Annotated in this window: 17 protein-coding genes and 1 rRNA gene; 12 read left to right on the top strand and 6 right to left on the bottom strand. The window is 34.9% G+C overall.

From position 1 onward, the window contains the following. Positions 1-70: 70 nt before the first annotated feature. From HGP29_RS26405 to HGP29_RS26395, 3 genes are read right to left on the bottom strand one after another with little or no spacing between them, the layout of a single operon-like run. On the bottom strand, positions 71-805 hold the full coding sequence (locus HGP29_RS26405) for an LOG family protein (protein ID WP_168885476.1): 735 nt from the start codon (positions 803-805) through the stop codon (positions 71-73). Positions 806-823: 18 nt separating this feature from the next. Then, the gene (locus tag HGP29_RS26400; RefSeq protein WP_168885475.1) at positions 824-2,632 is read right to left on the bottom strand and encodes a DUF3352 domain-containing protein; all 1,809 of its coding nucleotides are present in this window, start codon (positions 2,630-2,632) and stop codon (positions 824-826) included. Positions 2,633-2,666: 34 nt separating this feature from the next. After that, positions 2,667-3,467, bottom strand: coding sequence for an alpha/beta fold hydrolase (locus HGP29_RS26395; RefSeq protein WP_168885474.1), 801 nt, complete (start codon positions 3,465-3,467; stop codon positions 2,667-2,669). A gap of 130 nt (positions 3,468-3,597) precedes the next feature. Between HGP29_RS26395 and HGP29_RS26390 the strand changes: the two genes are divergently transcribed. Together HGP29_RS26390 and HGP29_RS26385 are read left to right on the top strand one after the other, a co-directional pair. Continuing rightward, on the top strand, positions 3,598-4,773 hold the full coding sequence (locus HGP29_RS26390; RefSeq protein ID WP_168885473.1) for a trans-sulfuration enzyme family protein: 1,176 nt from the start codon (positions 3,598-3,600) through the stop codon (positions 4,771-4,773). A 7-nt stretch (positions 4,774-4,780) separates the two neighbouring features. Further along, entirely contained in the window at positions 4,781-5,248 is a 468-nt protein-coding gene (locus HGP29_RS26385) for a CYTH domain-containing protein (protein WP_168885472.1), read from the top strand. A 37-nt stretch (positions 5,249-5,285) separates the two neighbouring features. On the opposite strand, the gene HGP29_RS26380 is transcribed toward HGP29_RS26385, so the two are convergent. After that, a complete protein-coding gene (locus tag HGP29_RS26380; protein WP_168885471.1) occupies positions 5,286-5,954 on the bottom strand; it encodes a ParA family protein in 669 nt (222 codons plus the stop codon). Positions 5,955-6,166: 212 nt separating this feature from the next. Here HGP29_RS26380 and trmB point away from each other — a divergent pair, with 212 nt between their 5' ends. The 10 genes from trmB to HGP29_RS26330 all read left to right on the top strand — a co-directional run bounded on the left by trmB (position 6,167) and on the right by HGP29_RS26330 (position 19,235). Next, positions 6,167-6,823, top strand: a complete 657-nt coding sequence (trmB, locus tag HGP29_RS26375; RefSeq protein ID WP_168885470.1) for a tRNA (guanosine(46)-N7)-methyltransferase TrmB — start codon at positions 6,167-6,169, stop codon at positions 6,821-6,823. 56 nt (positions 6,824-6,879) lie between these two features. Beyond that, complete coding sequence (locus tag HGP29_RS26370) at positions 6,880-7,506, top strand: WbqC family protein (RefSeq protein ID WP_168885469.1); 627 nt, start codon at positions 6,880-6,882, stop codon at positions 7,504-7,506. Positions 7,507-7,677: 171 nt separating this feature from the next. Continuing rightward, on the top strand, positions 7,678-10,215 hold the full coding sequence (locus HGP29_RS26365; RefSeq protein ID WP_168885468.1) for an ATP-dependent Clp protease ATP-binding subunit: 2,538 nt from the start codon (positions 7,678-7,680) through the stop codon (positions 10,213-10,215). Positions 10,216-10,441: 226 nt separating this feature from the next. Continuing rightward, entirely contained in the window at positions 10,442-10,786 is a 345-nt protein-coding gene (locus HGP29_RS26360) for a hypothetical protein (RefSeq protein WP_168885467.1), read from the top strand. A gap of 46 nt (positions 10,787-10,832) precedes the next feature. Continuing rightward, positions 10,833-12,002 (top strand): carbohydrate binding domain-containing protein, encoded by a 1,170-nt coding sequence (locus HGP29_RS26355; RefSeq protein ID WP_168885466.1) that lies wholly within the window; start codon positions 10,833-10,835, stop codon positions 12,000-12,002. A 115-nt stretch (positions 12,003-12,117) separates the two neighbouring features. Next, a complete protein-coding gene (gyrA, locus tag HGP29_RS26350) occupies positions 12,118-14,688 on the top strand; it encodes a DNA gyrase subunit A (protein WP_168885465.1) in 2,571 nt (856 codons plus the stop codon). Between the two features lie 94 nt (positions 14,689-14,782). Then, positions 14,783-15,973, top strand: a complete 1,191-nt coding sequence (locus HGP29_RS26345) for a tetratricopeptide repeat protein (protein WP_168885464.1) — start codon at positions 14,783-14,785, stop codon at positions 15,971-15,973. A 110-nt stretch (positions 15,974-16,083) separates the two neighbouring features. Continuing rightward, positions 16,084-17,661 carry a tetratricopeptide repeat protein gene (locus HGP29_RS26340; RefSeq protein WP_168885463.1) on the top strand — a complete coding sequence of 526 codons (1,578 nt, stop codon included), beginning with the start codon at positions 16,084-16,086 and terminating at the stop codon, positions 17,659-17,661. A gap of 135 nt (positions 17,662-17,796) precedes the next feature. Beyond that, positions 17,797-18,855, top strand: a complete 1,059-nt coding sequence (gene rlmN / locus HGP29_RS26335; protein ID WP_168885462.1) for a 23S rRNA (adenine(2503)-C(2))-methyltransferase RlmN — start codon at positions 17,797-17,799, stop codon at positions 18,853-18,855. 50 nt (positions 18,856-18,905) lie between these two features. After that, on the top strand, positions 18,906-19,235 hold the full coding sequence (locus HGP29_RS26330) for a DMT family transporter (RefSeq protein WP_394354074.1): 330 nt from the start codon (positions 18,906-18,908) through the stop codon (positions 19,233-19,235). On the opposite strand, the gene HGP29_RS26325 is transcribed toward HGP29_RS26330, so the two are convergent. Beyond that, positions 19,236-20,072 (bottom strand): DUF4476 domain-containing protein, encoded by an 837-nt coding sequence (locus HGP29_RS26325; RefSeq protein WP_168885460.1) that lies wholly within the window; start codon positions 20,070-20,072, stop codon positions 19,236-19,238. It lies immediately after the preceding gene. Between the two features lie 203 nt (positions 20,073-20,275). Continuing rightward, positions 20,276-20,387: ribosomal RNA gene (gene rrf / locus HGP29_RS26320) — 5S ribosomal RNA — on the bottom strand. Positions 20,388-20,491: the final 104 nt, after the last annotated feature.

Here is a 20,491-nt window from a genome sequence, read left to right as displayed (position 1 = left end):
TCGTCGATCTTATATAAAAAAACACCCCAATCGTATGATTGAGGTGCCAAATATAAGGTAAAATATCCTTTTAGAAGTTCGGAGACAGTAAATACTTCCCGTAAAAATCTTCAATTATTTTCACAGCTTCTTTTGGTGTATCTACTAGATGAATAAGATCCAAGTCTCCTTCACTAATATTTTTCTCTTTTTCTAGCAACGTAGATTTGATCCAATCAAGCAATCCCTGCCAATATTCTTTACCAACTAATACAATTGGAAACTTCCCTATTTTTTTAGTTTGAATCAAAGTATAAGCTTCGAAAAGTTCATCTAAAGTTCCCAATCCTCCAGGCATTACAATAAAGCCCTGTGAGTATTTTACAAACATTACTTTTCTAACAAAGAAATAATCAAAGTTAATCAGCTTATCTCTATCAATATATGGATTCCCATCTTGCTCAAAAGGTAATTCGATATTTAAACCTACAGACTTACCTTTTGCTTCGAAAGCACCTTTATTGCCTGCTTCCATAATTCCTGGTCCACCACCTGTAATTACACCATACCCATGTTCTACTAAAAGTTTGGCCACTTCTTCGGCCATCTTGTAATATTTATGATCAGGGGCTGTTCTTGCTGAACCAAAAATAGATACACAAGGACCTATTTTCGCCAATTTATCAAAGCCATCTACAAATTCGGCCATCACTTTAAAGATTACCCATGAGTTGGCACTCTTAATTTCTGACCAATCTTTTTTCTGAAACGCTTCTTTAATACGTTCTACTTCTTCTTCGTTGATTTTATTTTTTTTGTCTGACATGTGTTTTATGGTTTTCGGTTATTTAAATTTTATCATGTTATTATCATCTGCCACCTTTGGTGCAGCAATCATAAATGCTTTTTGTTGAGGCATTTCTTTCTCATCAAGGTATGCTGATATTTTCTTCTCGTCTAATGCGGTCTGCTCCCTTTTTAATTGTTCTAGTGTAATTTGAGCTTCCTTTTCATCACCATATTGGAATGTTACAAATGAAGCTCCATTGAATTTAGATCGTGGAGATAGTACGCCTTCAAAATTGACAATACTCCCCATTAAAGTCTTTTTATTTCTCATCAACTTCAATCCTTCTTGATCAATCCATAATGGCAAATCCTGATATAATGCCTCACCTTGTCCCCAGAAGTACATCGCAGATTTCGGAATGGTTCTAGAATCGATATCAATAGTTTTGTTATCCAACTTAGCATCAATTAATCGCTTTAATGAAAGTGGATGATTCGAAAAGGCTACTGCATTTCCTAAAACAGTGTAATATGGTCTTTTAATTCTATCGAAAGCTTCACCATAAATTCTTGGTAATAGGTCTTCAATTCCTAAATAACCAATGGCAAACCCTCTATACTTTAACTCCGAAAAACGCTCCAAAGTTTGTTTTTCAATCAATTCGTTTAAATCTCTCAATTTTTCTGAGGCCAATGCAGGGTTATCTGTTTTAAGTAACATCACCTCTCCATCTTTCCCTTTTAGTTGACTTGGTAATAATTTCACCCAAGCGGCTTCGTCTCCTAGCCAACTATCAAAATCCTTTGCGATATCAATCTTTAAACGCTGTTCTATCACTTCCCAAGGTGCTACTCCTGCTCTTTTCAAGGCGGCTCTCCTTTCATTAATTTTATTGGATAGTCCCCATTGAGAAGCCATAGTTACATCTTTAGGTATTACTGTTAGCAATTCTTTCGAAGATTGTGTTCCTGACCACATCCACCATACGGACTCTAAAGAAAATCCTTTTTGCTGTGTGGTGATTGATGCTCTAAGTTGTTTCTCTTCTTTATTCCACACCCAATGTTGATAGCCTAATAATTTACCCAATCCTTTGATAGAAACCAACGGTTCTACAAAATAGCTTTCCATTAATGAGTAAACTGCAGATGGATGTGCCCATACTTCAAACAAGGCTCCTTCTGTAAAAGATTTGCCAGATAAATCTGTTAACTCTCCTCCCTCTTCAATAGATTCTATCGATCTTTTTGCTAATGATTGATGAGTTGTAAAAACCAAGAGATTATTATACACGAAATAATATCCATATGTATGATTATTTCTTTTTAAGCTTGTAACCAATACCTGATCTCCAAAAACCTGTGATTCTAGAATGAATTTTTTCCCTAGTATGAACCTTAAGTTGTGAGTCAGCTTTACTTTCCAACCTAAATTAACTACTCCAATTATAGCCTTCCCTTCTTTTTCTGTTTGATACATTCCACAAATCGCGGGATAATCAGACATCAAAAGGTGTAAAAAAGAATTTTCTCCTACTGCACTTTGATACACCTTCCTTTTACCAGGAGTTAAAGCTTCAGAAATACTTTCATCCCACTCAGAATCTCTAATTTCTTTCCATGAAGACAACACATTTTCAGAACCAATTAAAATTCCTGGACTACTTGGTAAAGTAACCCACATTGGTGTAGTGGGTAATGATCTTGTCCACCATAAAAAAGTACCTATTAGGAGAATCAATATTCCCAATACAATATATTTCCAGTTCGATTTTTTTGGTTTATCTGTTACTTCCTCATGAGAAGACTGTTCTTCTGAAAGTTCTTCCATGGGAAATTCTTGGTTTTCTCCTTCGATGGTCATAAGGGGGATGTTCTTTATTATATGGTTTAAAAAATTATAGCTCTGTTCGATTTCCTAATTGGATCAATAAATCTACTACTATTTCAGGGTCTGTAAAAGGAAATATATGGCCTTTCTTCTCTAATACTTGAGTTTCTAATGGAGCTTTCCACTTTTCTTCTACAAATTCCATATTTGCAAAAGGAACCAATCCATCTTTTTTACCATGTACAATTGTTGTCGGTACTTCAATTTGTGACCAATCGTTTTCAATTATCTTAAGAGCTGCAGCATGATGTGCTTTCTCATCAGTAGCCACCTTAAATGAAGAAGGAAGTATCGAATAAATCACTTTACTCTGGGCCCACCTCGAATACCATTTCATAGGCTCTAATTCAGCAGACATAGCAGGAGCTAACAAAGCAATGTGATTCACTCTTTTTTCCTCACCAATACTTGCATAAGCAGCTATTGGACCTCCGTAAGAATGCCCTACTAAAATGTAACTTTGAGACTTTCCTTTTATTTTATCCCAATCGTCCATCACTGCATGTATACTCTTTGCATGTAAAGAAATATCATCTATTTCATGTCCTTTCTCGCTACCATACCCTAAACGCTCTACAGACAAAACACTTCCAAGATGACGGATGCTATCATTTTTTAGAAACTTCCCAAAGTCATTTGCACTTCCAGGTGCACCATGAATAAAAATAAAAGTGAGATGAGATGTAGTGTCTAGTGCATTGACAGATAAATAATTTACTTCCATTGTATCTAATGCTGCATGATATACTTTCATTGGTACACCATCTTTCAGATACTTTTTTTCAAGGTTTTTCCATTCCTTTTCCATAGAAGAAGCACAGCTAATAAGAGAAAATAGACAAAGTAAAATCAAAAGATGTCTACAATACCCCATTGAAGTCATAGGTTTATATAAGATTGTGGTTAAATTTGATGAAAGATAAGCAATAGATTACAATATGGAAAAGAATAAAAAATACGGTTTCTCAACTACTGCAATTCATGCAGGACAAGAACCGGATCCTACAACAGGTGCGGTAATCCCCCCAATATATGCTACTTCTACCTATGCACAAACTGCTCCGGGTGAACATAAAGGTTTTGAATATACGCGTTCTCATAACCCAACAAGGTATGCTTACGAAGATGCAGTTGCAGCATTAGAAGGAGGTAAAAAGGGATATGCTTTTGCTAGTGGACTTGCTGCAGCTGCAACTATTTTAGATATGCTGGAAAGCGGATCACATGTTATCGCCATGAACGACTTATATGGTGGTACGTTCCGTTTATTCGATAAAGTAAGAAAGTTTTCTTCTAAACTAGAGTTCTCTTTTATTGATCTCAATGATATTGATACATTAAAATCTGAGATTAAATCAAATACCAAGATGATATGGGCAGAAACACCTACAAACCCTATGCTTAGATTGGTTGATTTAGAAAAAGTAGCCGAAGTAGCAAAATCTCATAATATCATTACCGTTTGTGATAATACTTTTGCCACTCCTTATCTTCAAAGACCATTAGAACTTGGTTTTGATCTAGTAACACACTCTGCAACAAAATATATCAATGGACATTCAGATGTTGTAGGCGGTGTTGTAATTGTCGGTGAAAATGAAGAATTGGAAGAAAAGCTTACTTTCCTTCAAAATGCAGTAGGTTCAGTTCAAGGACCATTTGATTCTTTCTTAGTGAATAGAGGATTAAAAACTCTTGGGGTTAGAATGGACAGACACTGTGAAAATGCTTCAAAGATTGCTGAATGGTTAGAACAACATCCTTTTGTTGAAAAAGTATATTACCCTCACCTTCCATCGCACCCTGATTTTGCATTAGCTAAAAAGCAAATGAAAAAAGGCGGAGGAATGATTTCGGTTACATTAAAAGCTGATTTAGAACAAACAAAAGTGTTCTTATCCAACTGTAAGCTATTCACTTTAGCCGAAAGTCTTGGTGGTGTTGAAAGTTTAATTGAACATCCTGCAATCATGACACATGCTTCTATTCCTGCAGAAACAAGAAAAGAACTTGGTATTGATGATGGATTCATTAGAATTTCTGTTGGTATTGAAGACTTAGATGATTTGATTGATGATCTTCAAAATGCATTCAAAGCAGCAGGATTAGAATAATACACACATGGCATTAGAAATAGAAAGAAAGTTTTTAGTCAACAATTTTGATCCAAGTATCGCAGATCAGTCTAACAGAATTGTTCAAGGGTATATCCATAGCGATGAAAACAAAACTGTTCGAGTAAGAATAAAAGGCGATAAGGGCTTTATTACTATTAAAGGAAAATCTGATAATGAAGGTTTATCCAGATATGAATGGGAAAAAGAAATTCCAGTCGAAGAGGTAAACGAATTATTAAAGCTTTGTGAAGGTGGTGTAATTGACAAAATACGTTATGATGTATCAGTCAATAATCATACTTATGAGGTAGATGTATTTTCTGGAGATAATGAGGGTCTTACCGTTGCTGAAATTGAACTCTCTTCTACAGACGAGCATTTTATAAAACCTGATTGGCTTGGTAAAGAAGTTACAGGAGATACAAAGTATTACAATGCTTTGCTAATGCAAAACCCCTATAAAAATTGGTAAAAAAAGCCTCAGTGATAGTATATCACTGAGGCTTTTTTTAAAATAGACATTTCGTACAGAACTCATCAAAATATTGATTAAACTCATCATCCTTCAATGTTGGATCTGTAATATCGTATACTGTCGAAATACCTCTTTTGTATCTTACTAAATTAGATATAGGTGAATAGAAAAATTCCATTCCTCCTATTCCAGATAATTCTTTTAGTTTTTGATGTTCTACTGTTTGGTCTTTTTTATTCACAATACCATACACATCAAATTTATATCCCTGCTTTTCTTTCATTTCTTTGATCATAGGTAATGTTTTCAAGAAACGAATCGTGGCTCTCATATCTAATACACTTGCCACTACAGGTACAACCACAACATCAGAAACCAAGACTGAAAAATAAATCTCTTTACCTTCAATTCTACCGGGAACATCTAGGAAAATAGCATCATATTTTTTCTCTGCTAAAGCTAAAGTCTTATCAAAGTTTTCTTCTGCCCTTGGCTGTTTCCAATTGAAAGAAATAACATCATAAGATTGCTCCTTGTCAGCTCCTTCTGTTGTAAATATATCTTTTACTGATTTTTGTGGATCACAATCGATCACTAAAACTTTCTTATTTGTCCTATTGTGTACCGCTGAAGCTGTAAGCATAAGCAGCGTACTTTTACCAACGCCCCCTTTTTGGGTTGCGAAAGAAATTACTTTTGCCATATAAGTTAAATTGTGGCGTATTTTACGTTAAGGTGATTAACCAAATCAGGTAAAACTGTTGGGTTAGTATATCAGTTAATCACAATTTGGGATTGAAAATACAACAAAAAACCGAATATTTCCCAATAATTACCCATCACCCCTATCACAAATTACCTAAGCTCTGAGGGGATTTTGTATGTTTGCAGACTGAAAAACAAAATTTTAGATAAATGGGTCGTCATAAATTAAAAAAGTTCGCAATTAATGAAACGCGAGACTATATCATAGAACCAGGAAAACCTTTATATGATAACATCAAAGGTAACTGGAGAAAAGAAGTATTTAAGAATGATAATCCTGTAGTACTTGAACTAGCTTGTGGTCGTGGAGAGTACACTACAGGTCTTGCTCAGGTATACCCAGACAAGAATTTTATCGGTGTAGATATCAAAGGTGATAGAATATGGAAAGGTGGTAATGTTGTAGACGAAAAAGGTCTGACAAATGCTGCATTTTTAAGAATCCATATCCAAAACCTTGAACAATATTTTGAACAAGGAGAAGTGGATGAAATTTGGATTATCCACCCTGATCCTCGTCCAAAAGATAGAGATGCTAAACGTCGTATGACACACCCTCGTTTCCTAAATATGTATAAGAACCTACTAAAAGAAGGAGGACAAGTACGTTTCAAAACAGATAGTAAACCACTATTTGAGTATACAGTGGAAACGTTGGTCTCAGAAAAGGTAAACCTTGAGGCAGTAACATTCGACCTTTACGAGTCTGATTTATTGGAAGAACATCATGGTATTGTGACTCGTTATGAAAAACAATTCACAGAACTAGGACATACTGTTCATTACCTAAAGTTCCGCTTCAAGTAAAAAATATTTTATTGGGCGTTATAATAATTGTAACGCCCTTTTTATTCTTCATCACTATGCAGGTTTTAATTGATTTACACTACTTCCCTAACCTAGAGTATTTTACCGTTATCGCAAAAGCAGATAAAGTATACATTGAAAAGTTCGAAAACTTTCAAAAGCAAAGTTTCCGAAACCGTTGTTTCATAAAAACTGCTCAAAAGGTAGATCGATTAACTGTACCAGTAGAAGGTGCCAATAAAGGACGCCCTCTTAGAAAAGTGAAAATTGATCATAAAGATAATTTCGCAATAAAACACTGGAGAAGTATTGTAACAGCGTATGGAAGATCTCCATATTTTGAATATTATGAAGAAGAAATTAAGAATGTCTTAACGAAAAAAGTAGATACGCTTTTTGAATTAAACATGAACTTACTCGCATCGATCACAAAACTGTTAGGAATTAAGACCGAAATAGAGATCACTAAAACCTTCGAAAAAGAAACTAGTGATGAGATCTTAGACTTAAGAAATAAAATCACAAAAACAGATTCTCCTACTTTTACTAAGCAGCAAGCCTATATTCAAGTATTTGGTGAACAATTCGACCAAAACCTCAGTATTTTAGATTTACTTTTTTGTGAAGGTCCTAATGCCCTGCACATATTAAAATCAAATTCTAGTAAATTAATCGAGCGTTAATATTGTTTAATAGAAAATATATGCTTTATTTTAAATAACAGAATTCACAAACACTACGATTAATCCATAATCAATATTTAAGATTTAAGTCTCCTTATTTCTGAATTAGCTTTGAATTCTGTATCTTATTATTTCTACATTAGAATAATGATAATTTAAAATTCCCTAACCATGGAGGCAAAATTTTCTAACAGAGTAAAAGAGGTCATCTCGCTTAGCCGAGAAGAAGCCTTACGCCTTGGACACGATTACATCGGGACAGAACACCTGTTGCTTGGTATGATCCGTGAAGGTGAGGGATATGCGATTACTTTACTTAAAAAGTTGAACGTAAACCTTAATGACTTAAAAGATGCAATCGAACAGTCAACTAAGAGTACTGCGAATTTCAACGTAAAGAATCTCGCTAACATCCCACTAACGAGACAATCAGAAAAAACGCTCAAAATAACATACTTAGAGGCAAAAATCTTCAAATCAAGCCTAATAGGAACAGAACACTTATTACTGTCAATATTAAGAGATGAAGATAATTTGGCCACACAAATATTACAGCGTTATGATGTAAACTATGATGTAGTCAAAGAAATGATCGAATTCCAAGGAGAAAACCAAAACCCAAAGGCATCGTCGAGCACAGACGATGATGATCCACAAGCGAAAGGCAGTGGATCATGGAGCTCTCGCCCAGAGTCATCAAAGAGTACAGAAAAATCTAAAACCCCAGTTTTAGATAACTTCGGTCGTGATCTGACTAGCTATGCAGAAGAAGGCAAGTTGGACCCAATTGTTGGGCGTGACAAAGAAATCGAGCGCGTAGCGCAGGTGCTTTCTAGAAGAAAGAAAAACAATCCTATCCTTATTGGTGAGCCAGGTGTTGGTAAAACAGCTATAGCCGAAGGTTTAGCATTGCGTATTGTACAGAAAAAAGTATCTCGAGTTCTTTTCGGAAAACGTGTTGTTACATTGGACTTAGCTTCTTTAGTAGCAGGAACAAAGTATAGAGGACAGTTCGAAGAAAGAATGAAAGCAGTCATGAACGAGCTTGAAAAAGCTCCAGAAGTGATTCTTTTCATTGATGAGATTCATACTATTGTTGGTGCTGGTGGTGCTTCAGGCTCATTAGATGCTTCCAACATGTTTAAGCCAGCTTTAGCGCGTGGCGATATACAATGTATTGGTGCTACTACTCTTGATGAGTATAGACAGTATATTGAAAAAGACGGTGCATTAGCTCGTCGTTTCCAAATGGTAATGGTAGATCCTACTACACCTGAAGAAACGATAGAGATTCTGAACAACATCAAAGGAAAATATGAGCAACACCATCATGTAGATTATTCTGAAGATGCATTAGCTGCTTGTGTTAAATTCTCTGATCGTTATATCAGTGACCGTTTCCTTCCAGATAAAGCTATTGATGTTCTTGACGAAGTAGGTGCAAGAGTTCACATCAATAATATCCATGTTCCTGATAATATTGTGAAGTTAGAAGCACAAATTGAGGACATTAAGGAAGAAAAAAATAAAGTTGTCAAAAGACAAAAGTACGAAGAGGCTGCCAAGCTTCGCGATACTGAGAAGAAGTTATTAGAAGATTTAGATACTGCTAAAGAGCAGTGGGAAAAAGAAACTAATGAAACAATCTACCCAGTAACCGAGGATGATGTAGCTGCAGTAGTAGCCATGATGACTGGTATTCCTGTAAACCGAGTTGCTCAATCAGAAGGTAAGAAACTGATGAAAATGGCAGACGATTTACAAGGTAAAGTTATTGGTCAGGATGCTGCGATCGAAAAACTTGCAAAAGCTATTCGTCGTACTCGTGTTGGTCTTAAAGATCCTAAGAAACCAATCGGTTCGTTTATCTTCTTAGGCCCAACTGGTGTGGGTAAAACCGAACTTACTAAAGTTCTAGCTACTCACCTATTTGACAAAGAAGATTCTCTAGTAAGAATCGATATGTCTGAATATATGGAGAAATTCTCTGTATCTCGTTTAGTTGGAGCGCCTCCGGGCTACGTTGGTTACGAAGAAGGTGGTCAATTAACTGAGAAAATCAGACGTAAACCTTATTCTGTTATTTTATTGGATGAGATTGAAAAAGCTCACCCAGACGTTTTCAACTTACTTTTACAAGTACTTGATGACGGTATCTTAACAGACGGTCTTGGTAGACGTGTTGACTTTAGAAATACGGTAATCATCATGACATCAAATATTGGTGTTCGTGACCTTAAAGATTTTGGTACAGGTATTGGTTTCAGTACTCAAACAAAATTAGATAATCAAGATGCTGAAATGCAGGCAACTATTCAAAAAGCATTGAAGAAAGCCTTCGCTCCAGAATTCTTGAACCGTCTTGATGATGTTATCATCTTCAACTCATTAGAAAAAGAGCATATCCACCAAATTATCGATATCTCTCTTTCTAAATTATTCGAAAGAATATATGCAATGGGTTATGGTATTGAAATCACTAAGAAAGCTAAGGATTTCTTATCAGAAAAAGGATATGATCCACAATACGGTGCTCGTCCATTGAATAGAGCAATCCAGAAATATTTGGAGGACCCAATGGCTGAAGCAATCCTAAGTGGAGATATCGAAGATGGTGATACAATTGTTGCTGATTACTCTGGAAAAGGAGAAGAGCTAACAGTTTCTATCAAGAAAAAATCTACACAAGAAGAAAAGCCGGAAGAATAAAAACTTCTGAAATAGCATAAGACATCAGGTGGAGGAGAACGTAAAAGTTCTCCTCTTTTTTTATTTACTGTTTTCATATTATAATGAAAAACATCACTATTTGGTGAAAATCAGCTTTCTAAGGATCGTTTTTGTATATTTATGTATCTACTAGAAGTTTTACCCGTATAAAAGATTATTAAATTTTGTTTACAGCTTAATCTTTATACTAACTATGATTACCGCCATGAAATTAACGACTGACCGATTAGCATCTTTATTGATTACTTCTGCATTATTTGGAACGAACATAGAACTGAGTAATGATGAGAAACAAGTAATCTGTATCGAATCACCAATCGCCCAAAATAACTTAAATACTTTTGATGAAGTAAGAGACAAAATCATAAAGGTATTCGTTACTGATATGATGAATGGAACTAGAGTTTTAGCTGCAAATCCTACAAATTCAATTGATTTGTCATTATTAGCTGTAGGTAATTATATTCTTACATTACAGTTAGCTACAGGAGAAATTTCCAGAAAGATGACTATCCATGAAGAAGGAGAATATTCTGTTGTAAGAGCTTAAGTTTATTTCCCTATCTTTACACAGTTTTTTACTGAGATAGGGAAAAATGACTGCTAAATACATCAAACAAATCGTTCTTGGAGGATTCTTTATAATACTTCCTTTTAAATCCATTTTAGCTCAAAACTTAATACCAAATCCAAGTTTTGAAAACATCGTAGAAGAAACTAGAGGACACGCATATCTAGATAATATCGACGATTGGTTTAATGCCAATCATACCCAACCTAAAACCTTATATGGTACTCCAGATCATTTATTTATAAATGAAAAACAACCATTAAAAGGTATTAAAGATACTTTTGAACCTAGAACCGGTAAATCTGTTCTGGGACTTATTTCTTATATGCAAAGAGTTAAGAATTACAGAGAGTACGCTTCTGTTAGATTCACTCACCCTTTGAAAAAAGGAGAAGCATATACTTTTTCAGCCTATATCAAAAATGGAAATCATGTCGCCTTTGGTAGTATTGCTACTAACGGTTTGGGTGCCTATTTTTCAGTGCACAAGATTAAGCAAAATCTTTTCGAACCTTTATCAGTAACACCTCAATTCCAAATCAAAGAAATTTTTTATACCACTGAATGGACTGAAGTACAATTTACTTTTGTAGCAGAAGACAATTATAAATACCTCACATTAGGTAATTTCTTAGATGATACACATACCGATTTAAAATACATCAACTATGATGTAGACCCTCAATGCTATGTCTACATTGACGACGTCTCTTTAGTACATGTTCCTAAAGAGAAACAGGAAGAAGTAGAAGAACCTGAGGAAGTTATAGTAGAGGAAAAAGTTGAAGAAGTCAAAGAAGAAGTTATCGTAGCTGTCGTTGATACTCCAAAAGTGGAGGTTCCGGAGAAGGTAATTTATGAAGATAGACCAACTGAAGTTCAATCATCCATTTATATTACTACATATGAAGTTTCTCTTGCCATTTGGGATAATAAAACTGTGGATGGTGACATTGTATCGCTTTTCTGGAATGGAGAACATATTATTGAAGAATATGAACTTACAGCCAAAAAGAAAAAGCTGAAAATAAGGTACGAACCAGGAAAAGAAAACGTATTAATTCTTTACGCACATAACCTTGGAGACGACCCTCCAAACACTATGGCGATTCAAATAAAAGCAGGAAAAAAGAAGAGAGAATTGAGTATTCGATCAACTCTCGGAAAAAGTGGTGCAATTCGCTTTAAACGATAGAAATTAGAGTCATTTTTTCCTTTATTTAAAGCATGTTTTTTGTATCTTGCATAGTTGGGAAAAGATGAGTAATTCTTCTTTTTTCTTGGGTTGAAAAACATATCAATAATAATATATGGCAGACGAAAATATCATCTCTATTAACATCGAGGATGAAATGAAAAGTGCCTACATTGATTATTCAATGTCGGTGATTGTTTCAAGAGCGCTTCCTGATGTTAGAGACGGTCTTAAGCCTGTTCACAGGCGTGTTTTGTACGGAATGGCAGAACTTGGGTTAAGCTATAACAGATCGTACAAAAAATCAGCAAGAATTGTTGGTGAGGTACTTGGTAAATACCACCCTCATGGTGATTCTTCAGTATATGACACAATGGTTAGAATGGCTCAACCATGGTCATTACGATACATGCTTGTTGATGGGCAAGGTAACTTTGGTTCAATTGACGGTGATTCTCCTGCAGCGATGCGTTATACTGAGGCTCGTATGAAAGAGATCGCTGGTGAAATGCTTTCTGATATCAAAAAAGATACAGTAGACTTTGAACCAAACTTTGATGATTCATTAAAAGAACCATCAGTATTGCCAGCAAGAATTCCAAACTTACTTCTTAACGGTTCTTCTGGTATTGCAGTAGGTATGGCGACAAATATGGCTCCTCACAACATGAATGAAGTGTGTGATGCCATTATTGCATATATTGAAAATCCTGATATCCAAATTGAACAACTAACAGAGATCGTAAAAGGTCCTGACTTCCCTACAGGAGGTATCATTTATGGATACGATGGTGTAAAAAAAGCATTAGAAACAGGTCGTGGACGTGTTGTAATGCGTGCAGTTACTGACTTTGAGCAAACTTCTTCTGGACGTGAGCAAATTGTTGTAACGGAAATCCCTTACATGGTCAACAAGGCAAATATGATCGAAAAGACTGCCGACCTTGTAAATGATAAGAAAATCGAAGGTATTTCTGCAATTCGTGATGAGTCTGATAAAAATGGTATCAGAATCGTTTATGAATTAAAGAAAGATGCAGTGCCTGATGTAGTACTTAACCACTTATTCAAGCAAACAGCACTTCAAAGTTCTTTCAGTGTTAATAACATTGCCCTTGTAAAAGGTAGACCAAGAACTTTAAACCTTCATGACTTGATCAGACACTATGTAGATCACCGTCATGAGGTTATCATGAGAAGAACTCAATTCGAATTAAATGAAGCTGAACGTAGACTTCACATCTTAGAAGGATACTTAAAAGCGTTAGATAACTTAGATGAAGTTATTGCTTTAATTCGTGGTTCGAAAGATGCTGAAATCGCAAAAGCAGGATTGATTGATCAGTTTGAATTCAGTGAAATTCAAGCGAAAGCAATTCTTGACATGCGTCTTCAACGTTTAACAGGTCTTGAAAGAGAAAAAATCACTGAAGAACACAAAGAAGTTGTTGCTTTAGTTGAAGACTTAAGAGATATCTTAGCTAGAAGAGAACGTCAGATGGGTATCATCAAGACAGACTTGGCTGAGCTAAAAGATAAATACGGTGACGAAAGAAGATCTAAGATTGTTTACAATGCTGATGATCTTGATATTGAAGATTTAATCGAAGATAAAGAAATGGTGATTACTATTTCTCATGAAGGTTATATCAAACGTACACCATTAAACGAATATAAATCACAAGGTCGTGGTGGTGTTGGATCGAGAGGTGCAACAACAAAAGACAACGACTTCACTGAACATATGTTTGTTGCTAGTAACCATAACTACTTATTGTTATTTACTAACTTAGGTAGAGTATACTGGCAGAAAGTATTCCGTTTACCTGAAGGATCTAAAACTGCAAAAGGTAGACCATTACAAAACCTACTGAACATCAGAGAAGGTGAAAAAGTACAGGCTGTAATCTGTACTAAGAACCTAAATGATCAAGATTATATCAATAATCATTACTTGATGATGTTAACTGAAAGAGGTATCGTTAAGAAAACAGTTCTTGAAGCCTATTCAAGACCTCGTAAGGACGGTATCAATGCTATCAACATCAATGAAGGTGATAAATTATTCAACGTAATGTTGACTGATGGTCAAAACGATGTAGTTATCGCTACAAGAATGGGTATGGCAACTCGTTTCAACGAGGACAATGTTCGTTCTATGGGTAGAGGTGCAACAGGTGTTAAAGGTATCGAATTAAAAGGTGCTGATGACTGTGTTGTAGGTATGGCTTGTATTTCTCAGGAAGAGTTGGAGACTAAATCTCTAATGGTAATTTCTGAAAACGGCTATGGTAAACGTACTGAATTGGAAGAATATCCAAGAAGAACGAACCGTGGTGGTAAAGGTCTGAAAGCTATGCAGGTAACAGATAAAACTGGTAAGTTAACATCACTATTCTCTGTAGAAGAAACTGACGACTTAATTGTAATCACTAAAGATGGTATTACAATTAGAACCGCTGTTTCTAACTTCAGAATTATGGGTAGAGCCACTCAAGGTGTAAAAGCTATCCGCTTAAATGATGGTGATGAAATTTCATCAGTTGAGATTGTTCCTATTTTAGAAGATGATGAAGTAGATATTGAAGCTACTGAAAACTCTGCTGAAGGATCGACTCCAGAAGACAGTAACGATCAAAACACTGAAAATACTGATTCAACAGAGGATAACACTTCTGAAGAATAATTTTCATTGAATGATATATTGAAGGCAACTGAAATTCAGTTGCCTTTTTTTTATTTCTTGATTACTGTATATTCGTTAGGTAAACATCTTATATATGAGCATTCGAAGTCTATTTATATATTCAGTACTTATCCTTTGTGTCTACAATTCGTATACTCAAGCCCAATCGATTACATGGCAGGAGAAGTATCTTAAATTAGCTCGTATTTCTATAAATGAGAATCGATGCCATGATGCATTACGCTATCTTGACTCCCTACAACAAGCTACACTCACTAGAGAAGGAGAATTAGAAGCGATTACTTTAGTGGCCAAATCGTATGGTATTTTAGCTTTGGAACCCACTTGTAGTGAAACTGATAATTTTGGTGTATGCTCTGAATATGTCACTGAAACGATCAACAATTATAATCTAATTCTTCAGAAAACGGATATTGGAGAGATATTTAATCAATTCACGAAAGCAGAGCTTGATCGCTTTTATGATAACCTTATTACTGCAGGTGCCAATCAATTTATCACCCAGAACTTTCAAGGGGCTGCATTCTATTTTGATCAAGCTTTATTAGTAAACAGTGATGACCCAATCAATTGTAGATATGGCATGATTGCCAATGAGTTATGTAACAACTATGATAAAGCACTAGAATATTCTAATATGTTACTTGATTTGAATTATGACAGTATCAATGTTTATGAAAGTAGGTCTTTATACTATGAACAACTAAAAGCTCCTCAGAAAGCTATTGAAGAAGTCGAAAATGGATTAGCAAAACATCCTGTAAACTATAAATTGACTTATAGAGGAATTGGTATTTGTGTTAGAAATAAGTGGTTCAATAAAGCCATCGACTTAATTGATCCGATTCTAAAAAAATATCCTTTTGATGAACGCACATTAATGACTGCAGGTATGCTCAGTGAAGCTGTTCAAGATCATAAAAAAGCAATATTTTACTATGTTAGAGCAGCCAATATCAGCCCCACTCGATTTGATGCCTATATGAGTCTCAGCCAAGTACAGTTTAATGAAGCAATAAAACTTCAAAAAATTTTAATGAACTGGAACAACAATAAAAAGAAGCCAGAATATAAAAATGTACACAAATCTGATTTAAGAAAAGAATCAAAGTTTTACCTGGAATTAACTGTCAAAAACGCCTCTGAAGCATCGCGATTAAACAAAGAAGACAAGGAGTCATTAACAACTAAATACAATGCTTTGCTTTTATTAAATAGAACTAAAGAACTAAAGGACGTAGAAGAAACGTTAGACAAGATGTAGAGATGCAAAATTTATGCTCCACATCATCAAAAATATAAACTGAATATAGTATGTTTGCGTGTTGAGGAATAAATTATTGTATTCTAAGCTATATAACATATAATATTTCTATGAAATTCACAAAGGTCATTACAGTTCTTGCTGTATCAGCAGCTCTATCATCGGGTGCTCTGGCGCAAGAAAAAGGTTCTGCTACTAAAGCTGCAGCTTATTTAACTAAAGGTGAGATTGAGCAAGCAAAAACTGAAATTGAAAATGCCGTTGGCTATGAGAAATACAAACTGGAGTCGAAAGGTAAGCCAGTTGTAGTAAAAGAAAAAACTCTTGAAGTTCAAGGTGATATTTACTCTGCAATCGCAATCAATCCTGAAACAAGTGTAGACGAGATTCCAGCCGATATCGACAAGGCAATGGAAGCTTACAACGAAATCAAAACAAGACAAGAAGAATCAGGTAAAGCATCTGCTTCTTATAAAGCAATTTGGGAAAATCAAGGTGCTGACTTGGCAACTGGTCAAATCAAACCTTCAAAAGTTGATGATCTTTGGGGTCACTTCTTTAACATTGGAGCTGAAGCATTCAATGAAAATGATTATCCTAAGGCAATGGAGAACTTCGAACTTGCTCTTAGAGTAAAGGCGGATACAACTACAGGTAAATATGGTTTCTATGCTGCTGCTATGGCTGAAGAGGAAGCTGCTGACGAAGAGGCTGCTGCTATCCGTGAAACTACTATGATGTTTATCGAGAAGTTGTTCGCAATGAACTACCACGATCCACAACAGTACTATTCATTACTTCGTTATGCTTCTGAAACAGCTGGTCCTGCTGAAGAGCGTATCGACGAGTTAAAGTATGAAATCAGAGATGCTGAAGGTACTATTGAGAAAGCTACTAAACAAAAAGAGCAATCTCAAGAACGTTATGAGTACTACACTAAAGGTGGTGGACGTAAATATGGTTCTGCTCGTCAAAAAGCAGCAACTGCTCAAAAAGAAGTAGAAGAAGCTACTGCTGAGATCACAAAAGCTCAAACTACTTTAGACGCAGCAAACAAAGAAGTTGAAGAATTAACAGCTCAAGCAAACGTTGCTTACGAGAAATGTTTAGAAATCGCTATCGAGGGTGCTAAAAACAACCCTGGTAACCCTACTTTAACTTCACAAATGGTTGCTTACTATGTGAAGCTTAACAAATTAGATGATGCAATCGCTTCTGTTAAATCTGCTTTAGCGGAAACTCCAAACGACGAAGGTATGAACTTCAACTTAGCAGTTCTTTATGATCAAGCTGCTGAAAAAGCTCGTGAGTCTGAAGAGTCTGCAAAAGCTGAAGAATACTTCGAAATGGCTGTTGCTCAATACAAAAAAGTAATTGATATCAATCCTGAGAGCAAGAATGGTTTATTCAACTTAGGTGCTTTATATTACAACAGAGCTGCTGCTTATAACAAAGAGAAGCAAGACTTACCAATGAAAGGTATGAACTATGCTGATCCTGCAAAAGCAAAAGAATTAGATGCTAAAATGTTAGAATACTCTAAGTTAGCTGCTCCATACGCTGAGAAAGTTTCTGAACTTGCTCCAGACGAAAGCAAATACTTAGTACTTCTTTCTAGAATCTACTATATGACAAAAGAAAATGACAAATTAGAAGCTGTAAACAAAAAGTTAGAAGCAATGGAGTAATTCCTTTCTAAAACTTAACAGTTTTTCTAATTTTCATTGAAAAGCCCGAACTTCGCATTGAGGTTCGGGCTTTTTACTCTCTAAATCAAAAAGTTATATTTGCATTAAGAAAACAATTAGTATATATATACATCCATGATTAAAACGAAGAAAAAGGATATCCGTAAAATGACTCCTGATCAAATAAAGGATTTCCTTACTGAAAATGGTGAAAAGGGTTTTAGAGCAAAGCAAATCCAGGATTGGCTATGGAAAAGCTCTGTAAAATCTTTTGATGAAATGACCAACCTCTCAAAGAAAACTAGAGAACTTCTAAGTGAGAACTTTGAGATCCTGCCAATTTCAACCTTCAAAGCACAAAAAAGTAGTGATGGTACGATTAAATCTGCTTTTCAATTACATGATAAGCATTTAGTAGAAGGTGTACTTATCCCTGCTGAACCAAGAATGACAGCTTGTATTTCATCACAAGTTGGCTGTTCTTTAACATGCTCTTTCTGTGCTACAGGATACATGGATCGTAAGAGAAACTTAGATGCCGCTGAAATCTATGATCAAGTAGTTGCTATCAATGAACAAGCAATGGAGAACTTTAATACTGGGTTATCCAACATTGTATACATGGGTATGGGAGAACCTCTATTAAACTACAAAAATGTTCTAGAATCAGTAGAGAAAATTACTTCTCCTAATGGATTAGGTATGTCTGCTAAACGTATCACAGTTTCTACTGCAGGTGTTGCTAAAATGATTAAAAAGCTTGGTGATGACAATGTAAAATTCAACCTAGCCTTGTCTCTACACGCAGCAAATGATGAGAAGAGAAACAAGATTATGCCTATCAATGAGCAAAATAATCTTAACGTTCTGCGTGATGCATTAAAGTATTTCTTTAGTAAAACTAAAAGTCCAGTTACTTACGAATACATTGTTTTTAATAATTTCAATGATTCAATTCAAGATGCTGAAGAGTTGTATCAATTCACAAAACACTTACCATCTAAGGTCAATATAATAGAATACAACCCTATTTCTGAAGCAGATTTCTTAAATGCTAAAGTTGATAAAATTCAGAAATTCGCTGACTACCTTTCTAAAAAAGGTGTTAACGTTCATATTAGAAGAAGCCGTGGTAAAGATATTGATGCTGCCTGCGGCCAATTAGCCAACAAAGATAAGAACAAGAAAAAATAAATTTATAAAGGCTAGAACTGGAGAAGGTTCTAGTCTTTTTTACTTTTAGCATTATGCATTGGTTATTTCTTTTTATTGCGATTATCTCTGAAATTATCGCTACATCAACACTAAAAGCATCAGAAGGATTTACTAAACTAATACCCTCAGTCATTACAGTGATTGGATATGGTATTTCTTTTTATTTCTTATCGTTAGCTGTAAAAAGTATTCCTATCGGAATCACGTATGCTTTGTGGTCTGGTATTGGCATTATTTGCATTACTACTATCGGATATTTTTTCTATAAAGAACCACTGAATTGGCCAACAATTATTGGTATAGCTTTTATACTTATAGGTGTTGTTATCGTAAACCTTTCAAATCACACTTCCCATTAGTTAGTTCTTCTGATAAATTACATGATCATCTTTTGTGATTTCATCGGTTGCCAAACTCTCTAATTGAGTACTAGTTATATCATCTATCTCTTTTTTATAAAAGAAATTGATAAACTGACCTTTAACTTTATATAGATTATCTAAATCATATATTGAGCTTAATGAAGTATTAAAAACTTTCATTTTATCGGTTTCAAAACTGAATAAATTTAATACGATTTGAAGCTGTGTCACAGAAATACCATGATTTTGAATTCTATTATCAAATAAGTTTATTTTATCCTTAGGGATATCATGAACTTGAAGGTCTCTAAATAACTTTTGAAACACATCATTACTCATGGGTTTATCTGCTCCAATTTTACCTCTATACCCATCCACATAAACTACTCTCTGTTCTTCTGGTATTTCTTCCAAAACATAATCGGTGATCATTTCGGATTCTATTCTTGCTAAATCTTCTGAAATATTTGACATGTCACTTTCAAAGCTTTGTACAAAAGAGACAAATCGTTCTAAGTATAAGCTATCTTCGAAATGAAAATGCATTGTATGTAAATCTGACCAATCCTCTACATAAGCATATGCGTGGTATAAATACTCTATACGCTCATGATCTGATTTAAATATGGCAGCTAACTCATGTACAGATTTACTGTTCATACAGTATACCTCTGTAAATTCTTTAGCTTTTACACTGTAGATATCTTCAGGTAATTCATGAAAAGTAGATATTACCTTTGTATACTCTTTTTTGGAGATTTCTTTACAGTCTTCCTGAATTGCGAATAGTGAAAATGGAAGAAATAATTGAGTGAGTAAATAATAAAATTTCATAGTTAGCAGTAATAGCCGTATAGCATTTTAAAGTATATAGATCTGTTAAGCTGGATATCCAAAGAACCAATAAGTACAAAAAATAGTTGATGAGTACACTTAAATTATAATCTATACATAAAATAGTACAATTTGCACATTTTATGATATACAAAAAAAGGTTAGCCAACATCTTGTGTTAACTAACCTTCTATATCTAATGAATGTGGCGCCGACTTACTCTCCCGGGGGTTAACCCAGTACCATCAGCACTGTAGGGCTTAACTGCTCTGTTCGGAATGGGAAGAGGTGAACACCTACGTCATTGGCACCATCAATTTCTTAATGATCTAATGATTTTTTGAATCTAATCACTATCATAAAGTTGTACTATAACTTCATTGACAGCGAAAAGGAAAAACTCTGTCGCTACCTCTCAT

This window comes from Flammeovirga agarivorans, assembly GCF_012641475.1.
In the GTDB taxonomy this organism is placed as follows: Bacteria; Bacteroidota; Bacteroidia; order Cytophagales; family Flammeovirgaceae; genus Flammeovirga; species Flammeovirga agarivorans.
The sequence above is the reverse complement of the archived record's forward strand: the minus strand, read 5'-3'. Positions and strand labels throughout refer to the sequence as shown.

Excerpts from the sequence above, each read along its gene's own strand:
- HGP29_RS26405 (WP_168885476.1), bottom strand. The coding sequence starts at position 805 with ATGTCAGACAAAAAAAATAAAATCAACGAAGAAGAAGTAGAACGTATT.
- HGP29_RS26400 (WP_168885475.1), bottom strand. The coding sequence starts at position 2,632 with ATGACCATCGAAGGAGAAAACCAAGAATTTCCCATGGAAGAACTTTCA.
- HGP29_RS26395 (WP_168885474.1), bottom strand. The coding sequence starts at position 3,467 with ATGGAAAAGGAATGGAAAAACCTTGAAAAAAAGTATCTGAAAGATGGT.
- HGP29_RS26390 (WP_168885473.1), top strand. The coding sequence starts at position 3,598 with ATGGAAAAGAATAAAAAATACGGTTTCTCAACTACTGCAATTCATGCA.
- HGP29_RS26385 (WP_168885472.1), top strand. The coding sequence starts at position 4,781 with ATGGCATTAGAAATAGAAAGAAAGTTTTTAGTCAACAATTTTGATCCA.
- HGP29_RS26380 (WP_168885471.1), bottom strand. The coding sequence starts at position 5,954 with ATGGCAAAAGTAATTTCTTTCGCAACCCAAAAAGGGGGCGTTGGTAAA.
- trmB (WP_168885470.1), top strand. The coding sequence starts at position 6,167 with ATGGGTCGTCATAAATTAAAAAAGTTCGCAATTAATGAAACGCGAGAC.
- HGP29_RS26370 (WP_168885469.1), top strand. The coding sequence starts at position 6,880 with ATGCAGGTTTTAATTGATTTACACTACTTCCCTAACCTAGAGTATTTT.
- HGP29_RS26365 (WP_168885468.1), top strand. The coding sequence starts at position 7,678 with ATGGAGGCAAAATTTTCTAACAGAGTAAAAGAGGTCATCTCGCTTAGC.
- HGP29_RS26360 (WP_168885467.1), top strand. The coding sequence starts at position 10,442 with ATGAAATTAACGACTGACCGATTAGCATCTTTATTGATTACTTCTGCA.
- HGP29_RS26355 (WP_168885466.1), top strand. The coding sequence starts at position 10,833 with ATGACTGCTAAATACATCAAACAAATCGTTCTTGGAGGATTCTTTATA.
- gyrA (WP_168885465.1), top strand. The coding sequence starts at position 12,118 with ATGGCAGACGAAAATATCATCTCTATTAACATCGAGGATGAAATGAAA.
- HGP29_RS26345 (WP_168885464.1), top strand. The coding sequence starts at position 14,783 with ATGAGCATTCGAAGTCTATTTATATATTCAGTACTTATCCTTTGTGTC.
- HGP29_RS26340 (WP_168885463.1), top strand. The coding sequence starts at position 16,084 with ATGAAATTCACAAAGGTCATTACAGTTCTTGCTGTATCAGCAGCTCTA.
- rlmN (WP_168885462.1), top strand. The coding sequence starts at position 17,797 with ATGATTAAAACGAAGAAAAAGGATATCCGTAAAATGACTCCTGATCAA.
- HGP29_RS26325 (WP_168885460.1), bottom strand. The coding sequence starts at position 20,072 with ATGAAATTTTATTATTTACTCACTCAATTATTTCTTCCATTTTCACTA.